Source organism: Rhodanobacter sp. UC4448_H15 (genome assembly GCF_052978265.1).
On record NZ_CM129665.1, the window covers coordinates 997748 to 1016382 of the forward strand.

Annotated in this window: 35 protein-coding genes; all 35 read right to left on the minus strand. The window is 67.9% G+C overall.

Annotated features, from left to right (window positions below; genetic code table 11):
• Window position 1: 1 nt before the first annotated feature.
• Window positions 2-469, minus strand: a complete 468-nt coding sequence (locus tag ACVCMI_RS04380; protein WP_447097314.1) for a phage tail terminator protein — start codon at window positions 467-469, stop codon at window positions 2-4.
• A complete protein-coding gene (locus tag ACVCMI_RS04385) occupies window positions 466-975 on the minus strand; it encodes a gp436 family protein (protein ID WP_447097313.1) in 510 nt (169 codons plus the stop codon). The genes ACVCMI_RS04380 and ACVCMI_RS04385 overlap by 4 nt, the downstream gene beginning before the upstream one ends.
• Before the next feature lie 3 nt (window positions 976-978).
• On the minus strand, window positions 979-1209 hold the full coding sequence (locus ACVCMI_RS04390; protein ID WP_447097312.1) for a hypothetical protein: 231 nt from the start codon (window positions 1207-1209) through the stop codon (window positions 979-981).
• A gap of 90 nt (window positions 1210-1299) precedes the next feature.
• A complete protein-coding gene (locus ACVCMI_RS04395; protein ID WP_447110620.1) occupies window positions 1300-1689 on the minus strand; it encodes a hypothetical protein in 390 nt (129 codons plus the stop codon).
• An 83-nt stretch (window positions 1690-1772) separates the two neighbouring features.
• Window positions 1773-2669, minus strand: a complete 897-nt coding sequence (locus tag ACVCMI_RS04400; protein WP_447097310.1) for a Mu-like prophage major head subunit gpT family protein — start codon at window positions 2667-2669, stop codon at window positions 1773-1775.
• Window positions 2670-2743: 74 nt separating this feature from the next.
• Window positions 2744-3148, minus strand: coding sequence for a hypothetical protein (locus ACVCMI_RS04405; protein WP_447097309.1), 405 nt, complete (start codon window positions 3146-3148; stop codon window positions 2744-2746).
• A gap of 63 nt (window positions 3149-3211) precedes the next feature.
• Window positions 3212-4315 carry a phage protease gene (locus ACVCMI_RS04410; RefSeq protein WP_447097308.1) on the minus strand — a complete coding sequence of 368 codons (1104 nt, stop codon included), beginning with the start codon at window positions 4313-4315 and terminating at the stop codon, window positions 3212-3214.
• Between the two features lie 235 nt (window positions 4316-4550).
• Complete coding sequence (locus ACVCMI_RS04415; protein ID WP_447097307.1) at window positions 4551-5030, minus strand: phage virion morphogenesis protein; 480 nt, start codon at window positions 5028-5030, stop codon at window positions 4551-4553.
• A complete protein-coding gene (locus ACVCMI_RS04420) occupies window positions 5030-6286 on the minus strand; it encodes a phage head morphogenesis protein (RefSeq protein WP_447097306.1) in 1257 nt (418 codons plus the stop codon). Before ACVCMI_RS04420 ends, ACVCMI_RS04415 begins: the two co-directional genes overlap by 1 nt.
• Window positions 6279-6518, minus strand: coding sequence for a hypothetical protein (locus ACVCMI_RS04425; protein WP_447097305.1), 240 nt, complete (start codon window positions 6516-6518; stop codon window positions 6279-6281). The genes ACVCMI_RS04420 and ACVCMI_RS04425 overlap by 8 nt, the downstream gene beginning before the upstream one ends.
• The gene (locus ACVCMI_RS04430; protein WP_447097304.1) at window positions 6515-8116 is read right to left on the minus strand and encodes a DUF935 domain-containing protein; all 1602 of its coding nucleotides are present in this window, start codon (window positions 8114-8116) and stop codon (window positions 6515-6517) included. Before ACVCMI_RS04430 ends, ACVCMI_RS04425 begins: the two co-directional genes overlap by 4 nt.
• Complete coding sequence (locus ACVCMI_RS04435) at window positions 8110-9786, minus strand: hypothetical protein (protein WP_447097303.1); 1677 nt, start codon at window positions 9784-9786, stop codon at window positions 8110-8112. Before ACVCMI_RS04435 ends, ACVCMI_RS04430 begins: the two co-directional genes overlap by 7 nt.
• A complete protein-coding gene (locus ACVCMI_RS04440; protein ID WP_447097302.1) occupies window positions 9786-10340 on the minus strand; it encodes a phage protein Gp27 family protein in 555 nt (184 codons plus the stop codon). The genes ACVCMI_RS04435 and ACVCMI_RS04440 overlap by 1 nt, the downstream gene beginning before the upstream one ends.
• A gap of 4 nt (window positions 10341-10344) precedes the next feature.
• On the minus strand, window positions 10345-10653 hold the full coding sequence (locus ACVCMI_RS04445; protein WP_447097301.1) for a VpaChn25_0724 family phage protein: 309 nt from the start codon (window positions 10651-10653) through the stop codon (window positions 10345-10347).
• A complete protein-coding gene (locus ACVCMI_RS04450) occupies window positions 10650-10943 on the minus strand; it encodes a DUF2730 family protein (protein WP_447097300.1) in 294 nt (97 codons plus the stop codon). The genes ACVCMI_RS04445 and ACVCMI_RS04450 overlap by 4 nt, the downstream gene beginning before the upstream one ends.
• Window positions 10940-11182 (minus strand): TraR/DksA C4-type zinc finger protein, encoded by a 243-nt coding sequence (locus ACVCMI_RS04455; protein ID WP_447097299.1) that lies wholly within the window; start codon window positions 11180-11182, stop codon window positions 10940-10942. Before ACVCMI_RS04455 ends, ACVCMI_RS04450 begins: the two co-directional genes overlap by 4 nt.
• The gene (locus ACVCMI_RS04460; RefSeq protein WP_447097298.1) at window positions 11179-11394 is read right to left on the minus strand and encodes a hypothetical protein; all 216 of its coding nucleotides are present in this window, start codon (window positions 11392-11394) and stop codon (window positions 11179-11181) included. The genes ACVCMI_RS04455 and ACVCMI_RS04460 overlap by 4 nt, the downstream gene beginning before the upstream one ends.
• Window positions 11391-11597: a hypothetical protein gene (locus ACVCMI_RS04465; protein ID WP_447097297.1), complete on the minus strand. Its 207-nt coding sequence runs from the start codon at window positions 11595-11597 to the stop codon at window positions 11391-11393. Before ACVCMI_RS04465 ends, ACVCMI_RS04460 begins: the two co-directional genes overlap by 4 nt.
• Before the next feature lie 7 nt (window positions 11598-11604).
• Window positions 11605-12048: a hypothetical protein gene (locus tag ACVCMI_RS04470; protein WP_447097296.1), complete on the minus strand. Its 444-nt coding sequence runs from the start codon at window positions 12046-12048 to the stop codon at window positions 11605-11607.
• Window positions 12045-12797 (minus strand): transglycosylase SLT domain-containing protein, encoded by a 753-nt coding sequence (locus ACVCMI_RS04475; protein WP_447097295.1) that lies wholly within the window; start codon window positions 12795-12797, stop codon window positions 12045-12047. Before ACVCMI_RS04475 ends, ACVCMI_RS04470 begins: the two co-directional genes overlap by 4 nt.
• Window positions 12794-12988: a hypothetical protein gene (locus ACVCMI_RS04480; RefSeq protein ID WP_447097294.1), complete on the minus strand. Its 195-nt coding sequence runs from the start codon at window positions 12986-12988 to the stop codon at window positions 12794-12796. Before ACVCMI_RS04480 ends, ACVCMI_RS04475 begins: the two co-directional genes overlap by 4 nt.
• Window positions 12985-13311, minus strand: coding sequence for a hypothetical protein (locus tag ACVCMI_RS04485; protein ID WP_447097293.1), 327 nt, complete (start codon window positions 13309-13311; stop codon window positions 12985-12987). Before ACVCMI_RS04485 ends, ACVCMI_RS04480 begins: the two co-directional genes overlap by 4 nt.
• A gap of 259 nt (window positions 13312-13570) precedes the next feature.
• Window positions 13571-13972: a Mor transcription activator family protein gene (locus tag ACVCMI_RS04490; RefSeq protein ID WP_447097292.1), complete on the minus strand. Its 402-nt coding sequence runs from the start codon at window positions 13970-13972 to the stop codon at window positions 13571-13573.
• Complete coding sequence (locus ACVCMI_RS04495; protein WP_447097291.1) at window positions 13969-14556, minus strand: hypothetical protein; 588 nt, start codon at window positions 14554-14556, stop codon at window positions 13969-13971. The genes ACVCMI_RS04490 and ACVCMI_RS04495 overlap by 4 nt, the downstream gene beginning before the upstream one ends.
• A complete protein-coding gene (locus tag ACVCMI_RS04500; protein ID WP_447097290.1) occupies window positions 14547-14828 on the minus strand; it encodes a hypothetical protein in 282 nt (93 codons plus the stop codon). Before ACVCMI_RS04500 ends, ACVCMI_RS04495 begins: the two co-directional genes overlap by 10 nt.
• Entirely contained in the window at window positions 14828-15070 is a 243-nt protein-coding gene (locus ACVCMI_RS04505; RefSeq protein ID WP_447097289.1) for a hypothetical protein, read from the minus strand. The genes ACVCMI_RS04500 and ACVCMI_RS04505 overlap by 1 nt, the downstream gene beginning before the upstream one ends.
• A 1-nt stretch (window position 15071) precedes the next feature.
• Window positions 15072-15530 carry a gp16 family protein gene (locus tag ACVCMI_RS04510; RefSeq protein WP_447097288.1) on the minus strand — a complete coding sequence of 153 codons (459 nt, stop codon included), beginning with the start codon at window positions 15528-15530 and terminating at the stop codon, window positions 15072-15074.
• Window positions 15531-15728: 198 nt separating this feature from the next.
• The gene (locus ACVCMI_RS04515) at window positions 15729-16121 is read right to left on the minus strand and encodes a hypothetical protein (protein WP_447097287.1); all 393 of its coding nucleotides are present in this window, start codon (window positions 16119-16121) and stop codon (window positions 15729-15731) included.
• The gene (locus ACVCMI_RS04520; protein ID WP_447097286.1) at window positions 16118-16255 is read right to left on the minus strand and encodes a hypothetical protein; all 138 of its coding nucleotides are present in this window, start codon (window positions 16253-16255) and stop codon (window positions 16118-16120) included. The genes ACVCMI_RS04515 and ACVCMI_RS04520 overlap by 4 nt, the downstream gene beginning before the upstream one ends.
• Window positions 16252-16554 carry a hypothetical protein gene (locus tag ACVCMI_RS04525; protein ID WP_447097285.1) on the minus strand — a complete coding sequence of 101 codons (303 nt, stop codon included), beginning with the start codon at window positions 16552-16554 and terminating at the stop codon, window positions 16252-16254. Before ACVCMI_RS04525 ends, ACVCMI_RS04520 begins: the two co-directional genes overlap by 4 nt.
• The gene (locus ACVCMI_RS04530; RefSeq protein ID WP_447097284.1) at window positions 16551-17003 is read right to left on the minus strand and encodes a hypothetical protein; all 453 of its coding nucleotides are present in this window, start codon (window positions 17001-17003) and stop codon (window positions 16551-16553) included. Before ACVCMI_RS04530 ends, ACVCMI_RS04525 begins: the two co-directional genes overlap by 4 nt.
• A 1-nt stretch (window position 17004) precedes the next feature.
• A complete protein-coding gene (locus ACVCMI_RS04535; protein WP_447097283.1) occupies window positions 17005-17619 on the minus strand; it encodes a DUF3164 family protein in 615 nt (204 codons plus the stop codon).
• Complete coding sequence (locus ACVCMI_RS04540; protein ID WP_447097282.1) at window positions 17612-17788, minus strand: hypothetical protein; 177 nt, start codon at window positions 17786-17788, stop codon at window positions 17612-17614. Before ACVCMI_RS04540 ends, ACVCMI_RS04535 begins: the two co-directional genes overlap by 8 nt.
• Window positions 17785-18480, minus strand: coding sequence for a hypothetical protein (locus ACVCMI_RS04545; RefSeq protein ID WP_447097281.1), 696 nt, complete (start codon window positions 18478-18480; stop codon window positions 17785-17787). The genes ACVCMI_RS04540 and ACVCMI_RS04545 overlap by 4 nt, the downstream gene beginning before the upstream one ends.
• A complete protein-coding gene (locus tag ACVCMI_RS04550; protein ID WP_447097280.1) occupies window positions 18477-18632 on the minus strand; it encodes a hypothetical protein in 156 nt (51 codons plus the stop codon). The genes ACVCMI_RS04545 and ACVCMI_RS04550 overlap by 4 nt, the downstream gene beginning before the upstream one ends.
• Between the last annotated feature and the right edge of the window lie 3 nt (window positions 18633-18635).

Sequence of the window (18635 nt, forward strand, 5' to 3'; positions counted from 1 at the left end):
ATCATTGCGCCTCTGCGCCGATGAAGGTTTGGGTTTTCCACACGTCGCACCAAAGCGCGGTGGCGTCGTCGTACCGCAGCAAGTCGCCGCGTTGCATCTCGAAGGGGCGGGCACCGGGTACGTCGGGCACCCAACCGGCCAGCACGCCGCGCACGGACCCGATGAGCGCGTTCATGGCGTCGCTGAGTTGGGCGCCGCCCTGCTCGCGGTAGTTGCGCCCCACGATCACGACACCCACCGCCACCGTGCCGCGCTGCGTGGTGCGCACCTGTTCACCGCGCTGGCCGTTGCCGGTCTTGGCGCCGTCGAAGTTCTCCTGCGCCAGCACCACGAACACGCTTGGCGGGGTGAAGTCGCGCAGGCTCTTCACCGCCGCGTAATCCGCCGCCAGGCCCACTAGGCGAAGCCCGGCCACACCGGCCTTGATGCGGTCGGCAACCGGCTGCACGTCGAACGGCGCGAAGCTCATGGGTAGCGCCCCGCGTCGCGGCGGAACACGCGGCCATCGCCGGTGAACTGCACGTCCGCATCCTCGGTGTCGGCGAGCACGGGATCGTCGGCGCCCAGGCTGAACTTGCCGTCCGCGGTGAGCTGCAACATTTTCATCGCGTCGCGGTAGTCGCGCAGGATCGGATCGTCCTTGTCGTTGCTGATGCGGTCCTTGTGCAGCAGGTAGCGGGTGATCGAGCGCGACCACTCGACCACGACCGGCGACACGGTGGCCAGCGGCAGCGGGTAGCGGCGCGCCAGGAAGCCGTCGATCACGCCGGCGGCGCCGGTGATCGCTTCGTTGATGCGCGCCAGGGCGTCGTCGGCAATCGCTACCTGGTCGGATGACCAGGTGCTGCGGTCGGCATTGCGCAGCGTGGCGTCCATCAGGTCATCAGCCACGATCGCATCACGCTCGCGCGTCGCCACCTGGGCCAGCTCGCGGGCACCAGGTCGTTCGGCAAGTTGGGCGGGCGTGATGTACATGCGTCAGTCGGCCGGGGTGATGTCGAAGTAGTACGACTTGCCAATCTCGAACTGCGCGTTCGCCGCCGGATTCGTGCACAGCATTTCGAACGTGCCACTCGGAGTGGCTTCCTGGAAGCGCTGATCCTCCGGAATGGCGGTGTCGTACTGCGCCGAGAACTTCAACGTGCGGGCGCTGGTGTTCCAGCTATGGGTGGAGACGGTATCGAGACGAAACTTTGCACGGACGCTCATGGCGGATTTCCTTGGTTGGTCGGTGGCCAGGCTCTCCTGGCCACCGATTTCTTCGGCGTGCGAATCGAACGCCAACGCGCGCTCCCGGAATTACTTGCCGGCCTTCTTGCCGGCGACGGTTTTCTTGTCGCTGCTGGCCTGCTTGTCGCCTGCCTTCGCGGCATCAGCCGCGGCCTGCTTCTCGGCAGCCTTCGCGGCATCAGCCGCGGCCTGCTTCTCGGCAGCCTTCGCGGCATCAGCCGGGGCCTGCTTCTCGGCAGCGTCTCGCGCGACGGCGGCGCGCAGATCCTCGATTTGCTCGGCGTTGGGCCTGGGGAGCTTTTTGCCGTCTTCCAAGAAGATCAGCAGAGGCTCGCTGAAGATCGCCAGCGCCTGCGCCGGCGTCAGGTTGTTGCTGTCCACTTCCACGCCGGCGCGACTGAACTCGATGCCGGCGCGACGGAAGCTCTCGGTTTTCGATTTGACGGTGATGACGGACATGGGGGCTCCTGGCTCGGTGTGACGAAGCGGGCGGCGGATGCCGCCGCCCGTTCGCTTTCACTTCACGGCTGCGGGTTGTTCGGTCAGATGATCCAAGCCGTGTCGAGGACGTCGACGACGCCCTTCATCACGTTCTCGGCGCCGTTGGCCAGGGTGGTGGCGCTGACGATCTTGGCCGCGGCGAACTTGGCGCCCGGGCGCACCACCAGCAGGTTCGGCTTGAGGCCCAGCGGCTTGCCGTTGTCGCCGGTGCGCTCCGTCATCGCGGTGTAAGCCGCGGTGATGTTCTCTTCCGTCAGCGGCTGGTTCGAGGCGTACGCCATCTGCCAGAAGCCGAAGCCGACGTTGCGACGGCAATCGACGCCGTAGACGTATTCGGCGCGGTCGAACACATTGTCATCGGTCTCGGCCGTCTTGCTCACAAAATTGAGCGCCTGGCGGTTCTGGAAGATCAGCGGCTTCAACGCGCGGCTGGTATCCAGCAGGTACCAGGTGCTGCCGCCGCCGGAGCTGTCGTAGTTGGACTGACTGGCAACGACGCCGTTCGCACCGGTCACCGGATGATCGGTGTCGAAGAAATACTGGCCGTCGTAGCACAGCGAGGAGATACCTGCCTTGAGCAGACCAAAGGTCAGCTCGTCGGGGTGCGCCTCGGCGGCGCGGCCCATCTCCTGCATCATGGGCGTGAACACGCCGTACTGATCGTCCTGGATCGCCGGTTTCGGCACAGACACGGTCAGCTCGAACGGCTTGTTTTTGATGGTGTAGCCGTGCGTCTTCACGCCATTGACGACGCGCTCTCCGAGCCACTCGCGCATGCCGGGGAAATTGCCCAGCCAGCCGTACTCTTCGCTGCCCGTGGTGGACGGCACGATGGTGGCGATGCGCTTGTATGCCGTTTCCGCCGTGCCCACGCCGGCCGCGAAGGCTGCCTTGAAGGCGATGAACAGGGTCTTCAAATTGCCTGCGTTGATGATCATGAATAAAGCCTCTTGGGTTTAGCCTGGGCCAGCCGGTTCCACGGCTCGGCTACGGAAGGTGTCGGGTCAGCAGGTCAGAACTCGACCCAGACCCCGTAGGAGTCGACGAAGCGCACCACGCCGGCTTTCGAGCGGGCGCTGGAGCCGTCGGTCTTGGCCACCGTCTGGTTGTCCACCAGGTAGCAGGTGGCGCCGATGTCGGTGTTGGCGATCGCGTCGGTGCTGGCCGAGTTGGCGAACGGGAACACGCCGCGGCGCACCTGCACCTGCACGCCGCCGGCGCTGCCGCCGGTGTTGTCGACGGTCTCGTCGAACACGCCGACGCAGGTCTTGCCGGTGGCCGTGGTGGCCATCTCGGCGTTGCCGGCGGTGTTGAGCACCGCGATGGTGCCGGCCAGGCACTTGCTGGCGGCCGCCGGGAAGCTGAACAGCACGCCGTCGCGGCGCTGGGTGTTGCGTTCGGTGGTGGTAGCGGTCATTGCGGGTTCCTCAAGGACTGGAGTTCGGGACTCAGGCGGCTGCGGCCGCGCGTCGGGGTGGGGTCAGGCGGCCTTGGCGGCGGCCGCGAAGTCCTTGGGGTCGATGCCGGTGGCGCTGCACACCGCCAGCTGCTCGGCGTTCAGGCCGTTGGCCTCGTCGACGATCGGCTGCTTGCCCTTGGTCTGGCTGTTGTTGAGCGCGGCGATGGGCGCAGCGCTGTCCAGGTAGGCGGTGAGCTGGGCGATGTCGGACGCACCCAGCTTGCGGGCCCAGTCTTCCTGGGCCTTCAACAGGCGGCCATCGGCCAGGCCAGCCTTGACCAGAACGTCCACGTCGGCGCCCTGGACCTTGGCGGTCAACGCGGCAAGGTCGCCCTTGACGGACTCCAGCACGCTGACCGGCACGAACTTGGCCGGGTCCGGATCCGCCGAGCTGGCGTCCGCCTTGGTCTTGAGCGCGGTGCACGCGGCCACCAGGGCCTCGGGCTTGTCGTCGGCGCCGGCACCGATCGCCTTGCGGATGTCCGCCAGCGGGTCCGCCTTGAAGTGGGCGGTGAGCGCGGCCGCGGCCGCGTCTTCGGTGGTGCTTTCAGCGGAAAGGGCGAGCGCGGCGCACACCGCCAGCAAGAGCTTGTTCATGGGTGGTTCCTCTGGGTTGATGCCGAACGTGGCGGCAGCGCGGAGCGCGAGCGGCTCCATGCCATCGATGCCCGCGTAATTGGTGAGCGCGGCCATCTGGACATCCAGCACGTCGCCGGTGCGGCTGTCGTAGCTGAAAACGGGACTGACGAACTTGTACTCGCCGTCGTTGATCGCCTGGCGGGCGCGGGCCGTGAGCTCGACGGTGGCGAACAGGCCCTGGCCCTCGCGCCACGACAGCGCGGTGATCCACGCCGCGGCCGGGGCGGGCTGCCCGTTCTGCTCCTTGTGGAGCGTCTGGTGCTCGTAGTCGACGACAGCCGGGTTCTTGCGGTTGTTGAACCGCGCGATCACGCGGCTGGCCACCGCCTGGTCGATGTGCCAGTGCGGCACCTTCAGCTCGCGCCCGTCGCTGGGCAGGAAGTCGCCTGCCGGCGTCAGCTGCACGTCAATGGTGGTGTCGGTGCCGTGGCCCAGCGCAAACGCGCAGGCGGCAAGGGCAATGGCGAGGGATGTACGACGGGGCATGCGCCCAGTTTCGTGATGCCACCCTGGGCGGGTGGACCGAAGCGCTTCGCTGAATCAGCCGAGGAGGAAAACACCCGGATTGCGCGTGTTCAGCAGCCTACGCCGCCCGGCACGGTGCCGGCAAGCCGCCCCGATGGCGTTTGAAGGCATTTAAAACCCGTTTAAAAACGCCGAGGCCCCTCCAAGGCGTACCAGTGCCGCCCCCGCGGGGCCGCGAGGCGCGCACAGGCGCGCGTTAGGGCTTGCCCTCCTGGAGATGGGCGAGCAGATGATCGCGCGTCAGCGCCACGATCTTCTCCTCGTCGGCGGCGCTCACGCCGAGCCAGGGGCGCGCCGGGATCCCGTGCTCGCCGTTGCGCGCGCCGAACTGGTGGATGGCGCCGTAGATGGCACTGGTGCCGACCAGCACGGCCGCCTCGCCGTCGAGCTGCCAGCTCAACTGGTCGCCGAGCATGTGGTGGTCGAACTTGAGGATGGGCACGCCCGGGCGCTTCTTGGCCTTCCAGCGCGCATAGGAGGGTTCTAGTGCACGCCAGCGGTGGCCGCCGGGGTCGACCTGGTCCACGCCGCGGTCGCGGGTGGAGCGCAGCATGTATTCGCCGATATCCGACAACAGCAGCTTCTGCCCGGCCGGGCTGAGCTGCGCCGCGACGGCATCCAGCCCTGCGGCCGCGCCGGACGTGTCGACCTGGACCTCGATGCGTGCGCCAGCCATTACAGCGCCCCCTGCAACAGCACGAACTCGCCGGCGTCCAGGTGCTGCTGCAGGGTCGACACCTCGACCGTGTCGTCGCCGTCGTAGACGTTGGCGGTTTGCGCGCCAGTGGCCGCTGTCACCCAGGCGACATGCACGTTGCCATCGGCAGCGGGCGTGTCCACGTACAGGAGCTGGCCACCACGCACGTCGAGCAGCACCGCATGCGGCGCGGCCAGCAGTTGTGGCACGTCGGCGGACTGCGAGGCGCCAATGGCTTCGGGCGTGCCGATGATCGGGGCGGCGGCTGGCGTGATGCCGGCGCCGGCCAGCGCACGGACCAGGTCGGGCGCCAGCGCGCCCACCGCGGCGTCGTCGGGTGGCGCCTCGGTCGTCGCCAGCAAGCCCGCGCCGAGCACCAGGAGCTGCAGCGCGCTGAAGGTGCTGCTAAGCGTGCGCACGATGCGGGGGTTGGCCAGCAGCTGCGCCAGTGCCTCGGCGCCGGCCAGCGCCGGCAGCTGGCCGGCCTTGCGCAGCGTGTCCTGGGCGAGCCTGGCCAGCGGGTTCACCGGCGGCGTGGCGCCACGCTCGAACGCGCTCTTGCCCGGCGCGTAGCCAAAGCCCGGATCCACGCCGGCCGGCGTTTCCACCTGGCGCGGATGCGGCCCGTTCTTGCCCACCAGCACCTGCTGCATGTCCACCGGCGGGGCGGTGTCCGGCCCGTTCTTGCCCAGCCGCTTCAGGTCGCGCTCGTTCAACGCCTCGACCGTGCACTGGCAGCCCCAGCCGTTCGGCGGGAAGTGCGTGTTCCACCACGGGTGGTCCGCATCGAGCACCAGGCCATTCCACGCCAGGTGCATCGGCCGCGGGTGTTGCACGGCATCGCTGTGGCGGTAGCGCCAGAACGGCCGCACCGTCTTCAGCGCCTGCAGCTGCGAATAGCGCCCCGCCGCGTAGCTGGTGCGCAGGTTGGTCTCGTAGATCACGCGCGTGCGCCAGTTGCGCCCGCCGTTGTAAGCCCAGCCGTACTTCGCCACGATCCGGTCGAAGTCGCTGCGGAACGCCTCCAGCCCGGTGCCGTCCGCGATCGCGCGATCGACCGCCGCGCGCAGGTCGACCAGCAGGTCGATGCGGTTGGCCCCGGCCACCATGAACGCGTGGTCGTGTTCGGCCAGCCACAGATCCGTCCATGCTTCGGTGAGCACGTTCCGCTTGGCGCGGAAAAACGCGATCTGCTCCTTGAACGGCAGGGAGCCGTAGGCGACCCGGTCAGCCACCAGGCGCTCCCTGGGGTTTCGCAGCGATCTGCACGGCTACCGCCTTGCCGACGGACTGCGCCATCCAGCCCTGCGCGATGACGCCAGCCGCCTGGCCGAGCAGGTAGACCGATACCAGCCAGGTAAACGCGTTCACGAACTCCTCGCCGGTGAGCTTACCGACCAGCACCAGGCCGACCAGGACGCCCAGGGCGATCGTCGACCACAGATCCTTGAAACCTGCTTGCGTCATAGCGCACCCGCCTCTTGGAGAATCTCATAGCGGCCGGCCAGCGCCGCCGCGGCCAAGCCCTGCGCCATTGCTTCGGCGTACTGGTCCAGGCTCATGTCCGGCACCAGTTGCAGGATGCCCTCGCGCAGCGCATCGAGCGAATCGACGCGGCCGGCCAACGCGCGGACCTGAGCCAGCCAGTCGCCCAGCGCGGGCGCCACCGCCTTGTCCAACTGGTCGACCATGCGCGCGGGCGGATCCTGTGGCTCGACGGGGATCTGCGCGCTGGCGGCCGCGGTACCCGGCGGCACCTCGGCCGCCGCGTCGGCCGGCGCGGGCGTTGCAGCAGGCGCCGGCGGCTTATCCGCCACCAGCAGATCCGCGTCGTCGGCTTCGGGCTCCGGGATGCCCAGGCGTTCCTGCGCCCACTGGCGCGGGATCTTGAAACCGATGTTGACCAGTTTGGGCAGGGACTCCGAATACGCCGTGATGTCTTCGGTTTCCTCCACCGGGAAGGTGAAGCGCGGCGCGCGGCGGATGGTGGTGGCCAGGCCATTGAGCACGGCGATCGGGTAGATCAGGTCGCGGGTAAGCGTGGCGGCGATCTGCTTGGCGTCGCCGTCGCGCAGATCCTTGCGCACGTCGTCATGGACCTTGCCCAGCGCGTTGGTGCTGGTCTTGCCGTCCGCCTGACTGGTGAGCGTGCCGCCCAGAACCACCTTGCTCTGGGTCTTCTCGCACCAGTCGATCATGGCCATGAACGAGTCGGGGTCGCCGGTGGCCGGGTCGTGGAACTCCAGCGTCATGCCGTCCGGGATGATGCCGGCGGCGTTGTGGCCGAGCTCGGCCAGCGCGCGCAGCAGCGTGGCCTTTTCCGCCTTGCCGCTGCCGGGCGGGTATTTGCCCACGCGCAGCGGGATGCCGTAGATCTCCAGGAACTCGGCCAGGTCCGCGACGGAGTAGTTCTTGAACAGGTACGGCCACACCAGTACGCGGAACATGCCGCTGCGCGCCAGGTAACCGCTCTTGGCCTTGTGGGTGTGCGTGATCCAGCCGAACGGGTTCAACGGCTGGCCGTCAGCGGTGCCGTCGCGCAGGCGCACCTCCTCGCGGTAGCCGCGATAGATGTGGAACCAGCTCTGAGGACGGTGCGTGATGCTCTTGGGCAGCCAGTAGCCGTCGAGCTGGTGCCACTCGATCTCCAGGCACACGTAGCCCTTGCCGATCGCGTCGGTCACATCGAACAGCATCTCGTCGAAGTCCGGGATCTCGGCGAGCAGTTCCTTCAGCGCCTTGGCGTTCTTCTTTTCCGCCGCGTAGGGGCTGGACGGCGGCACGATGTCCCAATCCAGCTGGCGGATGGCGCCGCGGCGCTTGAGCATCTCGCTGGCCAGATGGCCGTCCTTTTCCTCCATGTCCTCGTACAGCTCGCACTGCGCGACCAGGTCACCCTGCTCGGCGCCGTCGAGGATGGCGGCCACGCGCGATGGCGTGAGCCCGCGGCTCGGGTGGCCCTGCCATTCGTTGCGTAGCTGCATGCTGCGGCTGGTCTGCGGCTCGGCCAGGTCCGCCGTGCGGATGGGCTGGCCATCCGGGCCAAGGATCGTGGAGGTCACCATGCTTTCGATTCCGGTAGGGCAAAGTCGGCGCTGTCGTCGGCACGCATGCGCATGCCGTCCTCGTCGCGCACGTTGTCGAAGCCGCGCGGTTGCCGCGGCAGCGCGTCCCACGCGATCTCGGCGGACAGGTTGAGCGTGGCAAACCATGCCAGCACCAGGAACACGGCAAAATCGCCGTGTCGGTGCAGGTCAGGGTCTTTCAGATCCTTGCGGCGTGTGGCGACTATCAACGGGATGCCGTCGACATCCTCGATTGCGCGCACGTCGTTGGCCAGGTCCGCATCGGCCGGATAATCGATCGTGGCGTCTTCGTGCGCCTGGATCAGCTTGGGCATCCAGGTGCCGTACCAGTTCCGGCTGAGCTTGACCTGGTGCACGCTGGCGCCGTATTTGTCGCCGGTGTATTCCGCGAAGGTCTCGCCCGATCCAGTGGCATCCATCGCACCGCCACAGCGGCGCGGAAGACCGTCGATCATCGTCCAGACGATCTGCTCCTGCTGACGCGCCGGCACATTGTTCATCTCGATCACGAACGGCACCGAGCGGCGCATGTCCTGGTGAATGGCGACTGGGCCGGCAATTGAAAAGTCGCGGTGACGTGCCCAGTCCTGCGCGAACACATGACGCAGCGTCGGATCCAGCTTGGCCAGCTCGGGCTTCAGGTAACGCTGTATCCAATCCTCGACATAGGACTCGCGTTCGAGCATGGACTTTTCGGTGAAGTCGCTGTCCAGCGCCAGGCGCAGCACCTTGCGCCCAGGAACCATCGCCTGGTCGATCCACACACCTGGGATGCATACGCCATTGCCGTCACGCGGGATCGCATCGAGCTCCTCGCGCATTGCCGCCTTTCGGGTGCCGTAGCCGTTGCGGATCTTGGCGTACCATTTGGCTTTGCCTTCGGCGCTGGGCGTCCAGCCCTTCATCATGCACACGCGTTCGTAGATGCCATTGCCCACCGCATCGTCGAATGTCACGGTGAACACCTTGGCGTCCTCGCCGTAGCGGCCTTCCTCGATGTCCTTGATCAGCTGGTTAAATGGGTTATTGCGCCCGTTGTGGCTGGAAATGATGATGATCTCGCCGCCCCAAATCAGCAGCGCCGTAGCGGCATCGAGCACGCCCTGAACGTCGGGATGGAATGCCGCTTCGTCGATTACAACCACGCCCTGGAGGCCGCGTATGTTTGCGGGGCGTGACGATAGCGCCGTGATCTGGAACCCGCTGGCAAAGCGGATGCGATACGACGTGATGTTGCGTGTGTGGCCGTCCTCGTCCTGGTCCTCGAACAGGAACTCCTCGATGCTGGACACGCCCATGCCCTGCGCCTGCGCGATGACGCGCGCGAACTTGGCGCAGTAGCCGACGAACTCCAGGCCCTTTTCCTTGGTGTCGCCGATGTAATAAATGTTGTCGCCGCCGGCGCTCTTGCGCGATGCGGCCTTGATCGTGCAATCCAGCGCCACGGCAAAGGTGATGCCGGTGCGCCGGCCCTTCGACGCCACCTTGATCGACGCATGAATGGCCAGGAACGCCGACTGGTGCTTCATCAACACGCCGGCGGCCAGCGGGTTGAAACCGTCCGGCACCTCGCGCACGCTGGCGGGCAGCTCGTCCCATTCGACGCTGCGCAGGGTGCTGCTCAGTGGGCGGAGGGAGCCGTCAGCCATCAGCCGATGCCCAGCACTTTCTTCCGCCAGAACTCGACCTGCGCGACATCCATGCCCTGGGCGCGAGCGACCTCCTGCAGGTTGCTCTCCTGCTCGGCCTGAAGCTGCTCGCGCGCCAGCCGGGCGATCTCCTGCCGCTCGGCCAGGCTCATCTTGCGGGCCTGCAGCACGGCCTTGGCGCCGCGCGCCAGCTCGCCGATCTGCTTGATCGACACGCCATCGTCGCCGTCGCTCTGCGCCTTGAGCGCGGCGTCGGTGGCCAGCGTGGTCACCGCCTGCACCAGCAGCTGGCCAGCGCGGTCGTTCGGATCCTCGCCCAGCTCGGTGACCAGGGCGGTGCTGGCCGCCTGGATATCGCGCATGCGGCCAGCCAGTTCGCTGACTTGCTTGCTGTAGCGGCCGATGGCGCTGCGACTGGGTACGGTCGCTTCGGGGAAGCGCTCGCGCGCCATCGCGAGGATCTCGTCCAGCGTATGGCGGTCGGCCCGGATCAGCTTTTCCAGAAACCGTCGCTGCTCGTCCGGCAGGCGCTTGATGCTCGATGCGCGGGGCATGGCGTTACCGCGGCCCTGGGCGGCGCACGCCCGGCACGACTGCGACGCCGTTCACCACGTCGTCACCGCGCGAGGTGATGGTGGCGATCGCCAGGTCCGGCACTTCCGGCAGCGTTTCCAGGCGCACCAGCGACTGGTCGCGCAGCCAGTGCAGGTCGGTGGTCACGTCGTCGCGGCTGGCGGCGATCCCCAGGCTATACAAGCCGGCGTGCAGGTTGCTGCTGTTGGCGCGATAGCCGGGCTGCTCGCTGAGCAGGCGCAGCAACACCAGGCGGCGGTCTTCGCGCAGGCGGTCGGTGAAGGTCTTGCTCATCGGTCGTTCTCCAGCAAGTGCTCCTGAATTGTGCGCAGCATCTGGGTCATGGCCTGCGTTTGGCCGCTGATGGAGGCAATGGTCTCCACAACCTCGCTGATCCCGCTGCGCAACTCGGTGAGGTCGCGGTGCGTGGGTAGGTTGTCCACGCGTGATTCCAGCTTGATCAACCGGCCCCACATCTGCCGGCTGTCGGCGGTCTGGCCGCTGATGCGGATCCCGACCATGAACAGGCCGATCAGGTCGATCACCAGCAGGGCGATGATCACGGCGGCAACGGTCTCGTTCATCGGCGGAAGCCTTTCAAGCGGTGTTCGTGGTCCGTGGCGCAGCTGGCGCAACGGCTTGTCATGTGGTCCAGCGCGGCCAGCCGGGCCGGCTCGATGGGTTCGTCGCAATCGATGCACAGGCCGTCGATCGAGGCGTTGCGCGGTGCGTGCGAGTCGGCAATGCGTTGTAGTGTCTGCGCCGTAGCGCGGGCCCGGTCTTGCTCGTCGCTCTCCTGGGCGCGGTCGATGTCGTCGCTCAAGGCTTCACTCCTTTTGGTACGGGCGCGAAGCCGTGCGTCCACATCAACCGCTGCAAGGCGCTGGCGCAGGCGGCCTTGGTGTTGCCGTGCGCGATCGCCGCGCTGCGCTCAACGCCGGTGAGCCGCTTGGCGACACGCTCCTGCTCGGCGGCATCGCCCTGCCACTCGCGGATCAGCGCCTGCGCATCCTTGGTCCAGTCGAATAGGCTCATGGCTGCGGCCCCGCGCTGACCTTGGCCGCGGTGGCGCGGTCGGCGTTGGCCTGCTGCAGCACGCCGCGCCATTGTTCGATCGAGATCAGCGCATCGAGCATGCACACCGCTGGCGCGACGGCCCAGGTGCAATGCGCCGGCGGCGCCGGCGGTTCGGCCAGCGGCTTGGTCAGCGAGGCATCCAGCGGGCGGTATGCCGGCACGGGAACCTCAATGATTTGCGCCGGGCGGGGCGCCGGCCGCAGTGCCCCACAGCCGCTCAGCCACGGCAGGGCACACAGGCAGGCGAGCCAGATCGGCACATTCAGGCGTCGCATGGGCGGCTTTCCTCAGGTCGAGCTCACGCGCGGCGGTGGCCGCGCTCAGTTGTTTGCGCAAGGTGCCGGACTCGGCGATGGCCGCGTCGGCGTAGAAGTTGGCGACCTGTAGCGCGCGCTTCTGATCGGTCAGGGTCTGGCGCAGCTGCGCCAGTGTCTGGGCCAATGCGTCGCGCTCACCGATTGCCTGGTTGCGTTCGGTCGCTGCCGCGCGGATCTGCGTCTGCGCTGCCTTCTGGACTGCCGCGGCGCCGTCGTCATAGCCGCGGTGGTGTCCCGCCCACAGCAGGCCAAGCGCGATCGCGCCAACGGCGAGCAAGCCGGCCACGAGCTTCACGAGCACACCGCCTTGCCGGACCAGCCGGCGTCGAGGTACGCCGGCTCGAGCACCAGCAGGATGCGGCGCACATAGCCGCGGTTCTCGCGCCACGCGGCGACGCTGCGCGATCGCTGGGCACTGACGGCTCCGAACCAGGTGCCCGGATCCTCGCGCATGCGCTCGGCCAGTTGCATCTCCTGGCGCAGGCGCTTCTCCCCGCCGTTGTAGGCGCTCAGGCCAAAGGCCCAGCTATCGCAGGCGGTGGTGCCCGGGTTGCGCTCGACCAGCCAGGCGTCATAGATCGCCGCCGCCAGGGCGGCCTGCTGCGGATCCCAGGGATCGAACTGGCCCAGCCGGTCCGGGAACTTCTCGGCGATCCAGCGACCGGTCGCCGGCATGAATTGCGCCAGGCCCTCCGCGCCGACGCGGCTGCGCGCGCGGGGGTTCCAGCTCGACTCCTGGTGCAACTGCGCGGCCAGGCGCGCGGGCGATCCATCCACGCCCCATTCCTCGGCCACCGCCTGCTCCACATAGCGGCGATACATGGTGTTGACCTCCGGCAGCGCCACGCGCACCTGCGCCGGCGTTGCCGGCGCGCTGGCGGGCGTGGCGCGGGCCACGGTGGCCAGCACCGCCAAACCGATGCAGAGCATCAGGATGCCTTGGGGCATGCACCCGCGCGGCATCTCGAAACCGATCATGCGGCGCCCGGTGGCACCGGCCATCAGCGAGATGCCGATCAGAACCAGCAGCGCGCCGCCGATCATGGGCTGACCGCCACGACAACCCGCACGCCGATCGCGGCCAGGAAGAAACCCCAACCCAGCAGGATGAAAAGCAACGCACGGATGGCGCGGTACGGCGCCAGCGGGTTGGCCGCCTCGCTGGAGCGATGTGGAAACAAGCACCAACCGCGCACCCAGCAGATGATGGCCAGCAGAAGGCACACCGCGCTCATGGCATCAACCCCGCCGCGATGATCGCCGCGGCCATGAGCGTGGCGCGGCGCGTCTGCGCCATCGCCATCTCGATGCCTTCGAGCTCGCTGGGCCGGCCGTCCGGGCTGGCGGCCCGGTCGAAGCCGTAGCCCAGCACCGCGGCCAGGCTCAGCTTGCTGATGATCCACAGATAGCTGCCGACCTTGGCCGGGTTGAGCCAGGCGGCGATCGCGGCCAGCAGCAGCAGGGAAAGCAGCGCCCACAGGGCCATGCGCCCGAAGTCGTTCACCGCAGCCGCAAACGCCTGGTAAGCCGTGCTCAAACGGGATTTGCTGGTGCCCATGCGCCGCTCCTGAATAGGGTGCCGGCGGGGCTGCAGGGGATCAGCCCCACCGGCGTACAGCGCGCAAGGGGTTACGCGCTGTGGCGTCAGGATGTGAGAGGTGCGGCGGTGAGCGTGGACGAAGCGCTTCGCTCAAATAAAAGCCCCGCACAAGGGCGGGGCTGGGTGGTGGGGTTGTAGGTGGTCAGCTTACCGATGTCGTGCAGTGTTGCGCAATGCGTTCACCTGGAGGCGAAGCCTGCCAGATCGATCACGTTCTTCATGCGCTTTCCCCTTTCGTCACGCCGAACAGATCCGGCTGGATGCGCCGAATGTACACCGCGCGCTGCTCCGCCGCGATCTGCTCGATGCGGCGGTCGGTGAGGCCGTGGCGGCGCGCGAGCTCGTCCTTGTTGGTGCCCTTGTACTCCAGGTAGATCGCCCGATCGCGCAGCCATTCCTTGAGCCGGTCGCCGCGCGGCAGGTAGATCTGCCGCCCGCCCAGGTATTCGCCGATGGCCAGCGCCGCGTGCTGCGCCTCGGCGATCGCCTCGCTCTCGCTGCGGCCGCGGCGCTGGAACGAGGCGCGCAGCACGTCCACCAGCTCGGCCAGCATGCTCGGCCAGACGTCGCTGGGTGCGTCGATCGCCACGTCCTGCAGGGTTTCCAGCGGCGTGCTCATGCGGTGGCCCCGTACTTCGCGAATGCCTTCTCACGCTCGGCGTCCCACTCCGGCTCGGTCAGCCGGCCGTAGTCGCGCATCTGGTCCAGGTAGGCGAGCTGCTCGGCGAGCGGGTCGCGGGCGACGGTGGGCGGGCTGGGGCCCACCGCGCGCCGGCCGGAGCGGGCGGCGGTTTCGCGCGCCTGCTCGGCCGCGGCGCCGGCCTGGTCGGCGATGCCGTAGACGATGGCGCGCAGGTAGTGGTGGTTGGCCAGCGGCAGCGTGAGCCGTGCGCGTTGCTCGATCATCTGCTCGATGCCAGCGGCCCAATGGGCGGCGGTGGCCGGGCGGCGCACGCCGCCGCGCTCGTCGCGGCACACGGTGCCCTCGCGCACCAGGGCGTCCAGCGCGGCGACCAGCTTCACCGCCCTGGCCAGGCGCAGCTTCTGCTTCGGCGGCGTGAACAGGCCCAGGTACTCCACCGTCGCGCGGCCCAGCACCGGCTCCATGCCGGCCAGCAGCATGCCGAAGCGCTTGCCATCCGGCTCCAGGAACCCGGCCACCAGCGGGAACGATTCGTTGCAGCTGGGGCAGGTCACGTGCATGCGGGCGCCCTGCTCAGCTGCACGACGTTGCCGGCGACCGGCTGCGCTTCCGCGGGCGGCGACACGTCGCTGCTGCTGACGCACTCCACACCGGCGGCGGTCCTCACCAGGTAGTCGACGGTCAACGGCCGAAACGTGACGCCCACCACGGTGCCGCGGCGCCGCGAGGCCCCGTGGTAGATCCACACCGGCGCGCCAATGGCGAACCGCGACGGCAGATCGTTGGAGCGGTGGGCGAAGTCCTGGTGGCAATGCGGGCAAGTGACGTGCATCACAGCGGCAACACCTGCTGGCCAGCCGCTTCGAGCTCGGCGTGTGTGGGCACATCCGGTTCGGCGTCGGTGTGTTCCCAGCAGTGCTCCTCTGCCACGTCTTCGTCATCGAACGTCGCGTGGCATACCGAACATTGAAAAACCTCACTGATCGTCGGCGCGCAGCACTCCCTGGCCTCGATGTCATCTTCGTGGATGTCGCCACACTCGTCACAGCGGTATTTGGTGTGCATCGTTGCCATGTCATTCCCCCTTGGCTTTCCGTTCGCGCTTCTGCGCATAGCTCAGCGCCGCCACCAGCTTGTGCAGCTGGTCCGCGCGCAACCACTCCACCCGGTGCACCTTGAACATCCGCTTGGCGGTGCCGTGGGCGTAGTTCCAGCTCTTGTCCAGCTCGGCCAGGATCGCGCCGACCTTGCCCACCATGCCGGCGATCTCGTCGCGCACGTTCTGCGGTTCGGCGGGCAGGTGCACGGCGTTGCGCATCTGCTTCTGGCCCTCGCCGGCCAGGCGGCGCAGTTCGTCCAGCACCTTGCCGCGGCCGCGCTGGTCCAGGTCGGCCGAGCTGTTCACGCCGCCCACGCGCTGCAGCAGCGCCACGTACGTCTCGCGGTCCAGGCGCAGCTGCTTGCTGGCCATCACGTGGATCGCGGCCAGCTCGCGGTTGCGTTGCGCCTTGGGTTTACTGATTGACGTGGCCATGTTCCGGGTCCCGTGCTTGAAGTTGTTGTTGCCGATCGAGCGCCCAGCGGCGCCAGCGTTGTGCGGTCGGCCTACTCATGCCCCAGATGTCTTGGAGCTCTTGGGGAAGTGGCACCGGCCGGCCGCGCAGGATGCGCTCGGCAAGCCACCAGGCAATGTCCCGGCGGTCGATGTCGAAATACCTGGGGAGGCGAGGCATCAGGCGGCCGCTGGCTCGAACAGCTCGACCGCGCTGTTGTGCTTGTGCAGGTGGCGCAGCAGGGTACGCACCGACGACCAGTACGGCAGGTAGTAGGTGTGCGTGTGCTTTTCGCGCTGCGCGTCGCACCACCGCTTGCCCAGGAGCTTCACCTGCTTGGGCGTGTAGGGCTTCGGCCGGCGGATCACTGGCCGAAGGAAGCGTCGGCGTTCCTCGCAGTCCTCGGCCATCCACTTCCCTTTGAAGTGGCCGTCGACATACACCATGACGACCATGCGCATCTTGTCGCGCTGCACTTCCAGCGCGACAACGTACTGGTCGCACTGGAGCTTCGCCACCGCGCCCGGGAACACCAGCCGCCGTTCCAGCTCCATTTGCTCGCCGCGGGTCATGGCGCGTCTCCACCCGCCAGCGCAACCCACAGCGTCACGCACGGCACCAGGTTGATGCACCAGCGGCGGTGGACCGGCGAGTAGTGCGCGCCGATCCAGAGGCTGCCTGGGCGGAACAGGAGGCCGGCTTTCATGGTTTGCGCCCCTTGGCCGCGGTCTCCAGCAACTCATCAGATTGCCAGCCGCCGCGCCGCCAGTAGCCCAACTCGCGTGCGACATCGTCTTGAAAATGGACGGTCACTTCATGCGGATTTTCGGCGCACCAATAGACATTCAACACCTTCCGCAGGTCGCCGTCGCCGTTGTCGATCTCCATGTCGATGGTGGGGACAAAGGGCATTTCGCCGTGCTTGAACCAGTTGATCCCGTCGATGCCCTCCGGTGCGGGCACATCGGTCGGCCACGGTGTTTCCATCTCATAGCGGACCTTCACGCCGACACCTGCTGCGCTGCTGGCACGGGTGCGGGCGCCATGATCGGGCGGTACGCGTAGACGTGCATCCGCAGCTCAAGCTCGGCGCCGCTGATCATCCACACGTGGTAGCCGCACGGCGTCGTGCCGCGCCACGCCATGAATGTGTGCGGGATGCCGTCGTCGGGCGAGTACGCGGAAACCAGCACGTCGACCAGCGGCGCCGGTTCGGCATCGGTGATCGGCTTCCAGTCGCCGGCGGCGAAGTCCTCCGCGTGCAGCCACTCGCGCTTGCCGTCCGGGTGGTGCAGGCACCAGGTGGTGTCGTCGCCCAGCGTGGTGGCCAGCGTGGCGAGGCTGGCGACGATCTCGGCGCGCTGCGCCGGGTCGAACGTCAGCACGTTGCGCCAACTGCCGCTGGTGTTGACCTGCAGCATGCAGGTGGTGCGTTGTCCAAGGATCTCGGCCACGTCACACCCCCGCAAGGTCCAGGCTGAGCGCCTGGTAGCTGCCGTTGGCCTGGCGACGGTAGAAGCGCACGTAGCTGCTGGTGCCCACGACTTGCACGGCGTCGCCGATGGCGTCCATCGCCCGCTGCCAGCGCTCGTCGTCGATGGCCAGGCGCTTGAGCGCCAGCACGTTGCCGGTGCGGATGTTGCCGGCCTGGTCGACGCGGAACGCGTCCTGCACCAGCAGCGCGATCTCCGGCCGGGCGTCGGCGGTCCATTCGGTGAGGCACTCGTCGATCAGTTGCTTGGCGGCCTGCAGGCGCTCGTCGAACACGATGCGCTCGGCGATCGCGCGCTGGATGCGCAGCTCGCCGTCGAAGCTGAGCAGCGATACGTTGCCCTTGGTGCCGCCCAGGTTCACGCCGTACTCCTCGGCGCTCAGATCCACGAACGCCTCGACGTCGGCGAACGCGGCCCGCTTGAACTCGCGCATGGCCTGGTTCAGCGCCTCGGCCTTGGCGTACAGCTCATGCACCAGGTCATCGCGGGTGCGGTCGATCGGCTTGATCTGCGACTCGGGCACCAGGCGCCCCTTGGCGTCGCGGCGGTGACCGGCAGGGATGGTGGTGTCATTCATCGTGCGTGTCCTTGGAATCGAGCGCCGCGGCGTGCGCGGCTAGGTGGATGTGGTGCGTGGTGTCGCGGTGGCGTTCGCCCAGCCACGGCGGCAGCTCGTCCTCGTCGTCGAGCGGCCGGCGCTGCGCGTTCGCCAGGCAGGGCGGGAGCGTGCTGTCGCGGGCGGTCATGTCGCAGTGGCCTTGAAGGCATCGCGGGCGGCACGCGCGGCGTGCACGCTTGCCTGCAGCCAGGTGTAGACATCGGCGTCGACCTTGGACAGCACGTAGGTCTCGCGCGCTGCCTCGGCCATCTGCACGGCGTAGTCGAGCGCGTCGGCCTGCTCGCTCGTCGCGGGCGGGCGCGGCGACTTGGGCGTGGCGGGCGCCGCGGGCGGTGCGGGCGGTTGGGGCTGCGCCGGTGGCGGTGCGGCGGGTGCGGACGTGGTGACATTGCGCACGTTCACGGCGACCGATACGCCGCCGCGGTCGGCGAGGCTATAGGCGAATTTGCGTCCTGTCCGCGAGGCGGTGAACTCACCGGCGCGCGCGCGCTGCGATAGCATGGACTGCACGCTGCTCTCGTTCGCATCTGGCAGCGCCGCGCAAACCTGCGCGGTGGTCAGTGGCTCCGAAGCGCTGCGCAGCAACTCGCGGATGCGCCCGATCAGCTTGGCGCGCGGCGGGGCGGTACTGGCCCAGGAATACGCCAGCCGGCCATCCTCCACCGAAGTCACCACCTCGCCGCGATCCTTGAGCTGGCGGCACGCCGCGCCGACCACGTTGCGTTCGGCGGTATCGGGCAGCTGCTCCATCAGATCGTCCAGGGTCAGCGGCGCGCCGGAGTCCTTGAGCGCTGTGCGGATAGCGTCGACGAGGCTCATTGCTGTTCTCCGCTTTGGCGCGGTTGATTGCCGACCACCTTCACCTTGGTGATCCGCATGCCGTGCTTTTTCAGCACGATCTCCCGGGCGTCCTTCGCGGTCTTGGCCTCGATATGGAACACGGCCTTGTCGGTGTGTACGGCGAATTTCATGGC

What these genes read in the sequence shown, in the direction of transcription:
- ACVCMI_RS04380 (WP_447097314.1), bottom strand. Translation starts at nt 469, where the DNA reads ATGAGCTTCGCGCCGTTCGACGTGCAGCCGGTTGCCGACCGCATCAAG.
- ACVCMI_RS04385 (WP_447097313.1), bottom strand. Translation starts at nt 975, where the DNA reads ATGTACATCACGCCCGCCCAACTTGCCGAACGACCTGGTGCCCGCGAG.
- ACVCMI_RS04390 (WP_447097312.1), bottom strand. Translation starts at nt 1,209, where the DNA reads ATGAGCGTCCGTGCAAAGTTTCGTCTCGATACCGTCTCCACCCATAGC.
- ACVCMI_RS04395 (WP_447110620.1), bottom strand. Translation starts at nt 1,689, where the DNA reads ATGTCCGTCATCACCGTCAAATCGAAAACCGAGAGCTTCCGTCGCGCC.
- ACVCMI_RS04400 (WP_447097310.1), bottom strand. Translation starts at nt 2,669, where the DNA reads ATGATCATCAACGCAGGCAATTTGAAGACCCTGTTCATCGCCTTCAAG.
- ACVCMI_RS04405 (WP_447097309.1), bottom strand. Translation starts at nt 3,148, where the DNA reads ATGACCGCTACCACCACCGAACGCAACACCCAGCGCCGCGACGGCGTG.
- ACVCMI_RS04410 (WP_447097308.1), bottom strand. Translation starts at nt 4,315, where the DNA reads ATGCCCCGTCGTACATCCCTCGCCATTGCCCTTGCCGCCTGCGCGTTT.
- ACVCMI_RS04415 (WP_447097307.1), bottom strand. Translation starts at nt 5,030, where the DNA reads ATGGCTGGCGCACGCATCGAGGTCCAGGTCGACACGTCCGGCGCGGCC.
- ACVCMI_RS04425 (WP_447097305.1), bottom strand. Translation starts at nt 6,518, where the DNA reads ATGACGCAAGCAGGTTTCAAGGATCTGTGGTCGACGATCGCCCTGGGC.
- ACVCMI_RS04430 (WP_447097304.1), bottom strand. Translation starts at nt 8,116, where the DNA reads ATGGTGACCTCCACGATCCTTGGCCCGGATGGCCAGCCCATCCGCACG.
- ACVCMI_RS04435 (WP_447097303.1), bottom strand. Translation starts at nt 9,786, where the DNA reads ATGGCTGACGGCTCCCTCCGCCCACTGAGCAGCACCCTGCGCAGCGTC.
- ACVCMI_RS04440 (WP_447097302.1), bottom strand. Translation starts at nt 10,340, where the DNA reads ATGCCCCGCGCATCGAGCATCAAGCGCCTGCCGGACGAGCAGCGACGG.
- ACVCMI_RS04445 (WP_447097301.1), bottom strand. Translation starts at nt 10,653, where the DNA reads ATGAGCAAGACCTTCACCGACCGCCTGCGCGAAGACCGCCGCCTGGTG.
- ACVCMI_RS04450 (WP_447097300.1), bottom strand. Translation starts at nt 10,943, where the DNA reads ATGAACGAGACCGTTGCCGCCGTGATCATCGCCCTGCTGGTGATCGAC.
- ACVCMI_RS04460 (WP_447097298.1), bottom strand. Translation starts at nt 11,394, where the DNA reads ATGAGCCTATTCGACTGGACCAAGGATGCGCAGGCGCTGATCCGCGAG.
- ACVCMI_RS04475 (WP_447097295.1), bottom strand. Translation starts at nt 12,797, where the DNA reads ATGATCGGCGGCGCGCTGCTGGTTCTGATCGGCATCTCGCTGATGGCC.
- ACVCMI_RS04480 (WP_447097294.1), bottom strand. Translation starts at nt 12,988, where the DNA reads ATGAGCGCGGTGTGCCTTCTGCTGGCCATCATCTGCTGGGTGCGCGGT.
- ACVCMI_RS04485 (WP_447097293.1), bottom strand. Translation starts at nt 13,311, where the DNA reads ATGGGCACCAGCAAATCCCGTTTGAGCACGGCTTACCAGGCGTTTGCG.
- ACVCMI_RS04490 (WP_447097292.1), bottom strand. Translation starts at nt 13,972, where the DNA reads ATGAGCACGCCGCTGGAAACCCTGCAGGACGTGGCGATCGACGCACCC.
- ACVCMI_RS04495 (WP_447097291.1), bottom strand. Translation starts at nt 14,556, where the DNA reads ATGCACGTGACCTGCCCCAGCTGCAACGAATCGTTCCCGCTGGTGGCC.
- ACVCMI_RS04500 (WP_447097290.1), bottom strand. Translation starts at nt 14,828, where the DNA reads ATGCACGTCACTTGCCCGCATTGCCACCAGGACTTCGCCCACCGCTCC.
- ACVCMI_RS04505 (WP_447097289.1), bottom strand. Translation starts at nt 15,070, where the DNA reads ATGGCAACGATGCACACCAAATACCGCTGTGACGAGTGTGGCGACATC.
- ACVCMI_RS04510 (WP_447097288.1), bottom strand. Translation starts at nt 15,530, where the DNA reads ATGGCCACGTCAATCAGTAAACCCAAGGCGCAACGCAACCGCGAGCTG.
- ACVCMI_RS04515 (WP_447097287.1), bottom strand. Translation starts at nt 16,121, where the DNA reads ATGACCCGCGGCGAGCAAATGGAGCTGGAACGGCGGCTGGTGTTCCCG.
- ACVCMI_RS04520 (WP_447097286.1), bottom strand. Translation starts at nt 16,255, where the DNA reads ATGAAAGCCGGCCTCCTGTTCCGCCCAGGCAGCCTCTGGATCGGCGCG.
- ACVCMI_RS04535 (WP_447097283.1), bottom strand. Translation starts at nt 17,619, where the DNA reads ATGAATGACACCACCATCCCTGCCGGTCACCGCCGCGACGCCAAGGGG.
- ACVCMI_RS04540 (WP_447097282.1), bottom strand. Translation starts at nt 17,788, where the DNA reads ATGACCGCCCGCGACAGCACGCTCCCGCCCTGCCTGGCGAACGCGCAG.
- ACVCMI_RS04545 (WP_447097281.1), bottom strand. Translation starts at nt 18,480, where the DNA reads ATGAGCCTCGTCGACGCTATCCGCACAGCGCTCAAGGACTCCGGCGCG.
- ACVCMI_RS04550 (WP_447097280.1), bottom strand. Translation starts at nt 18,632, where the DNA reads ATGAAATTCGCCGTACACACCGACAAGGCCGTGTTCCATATCGAGGCC.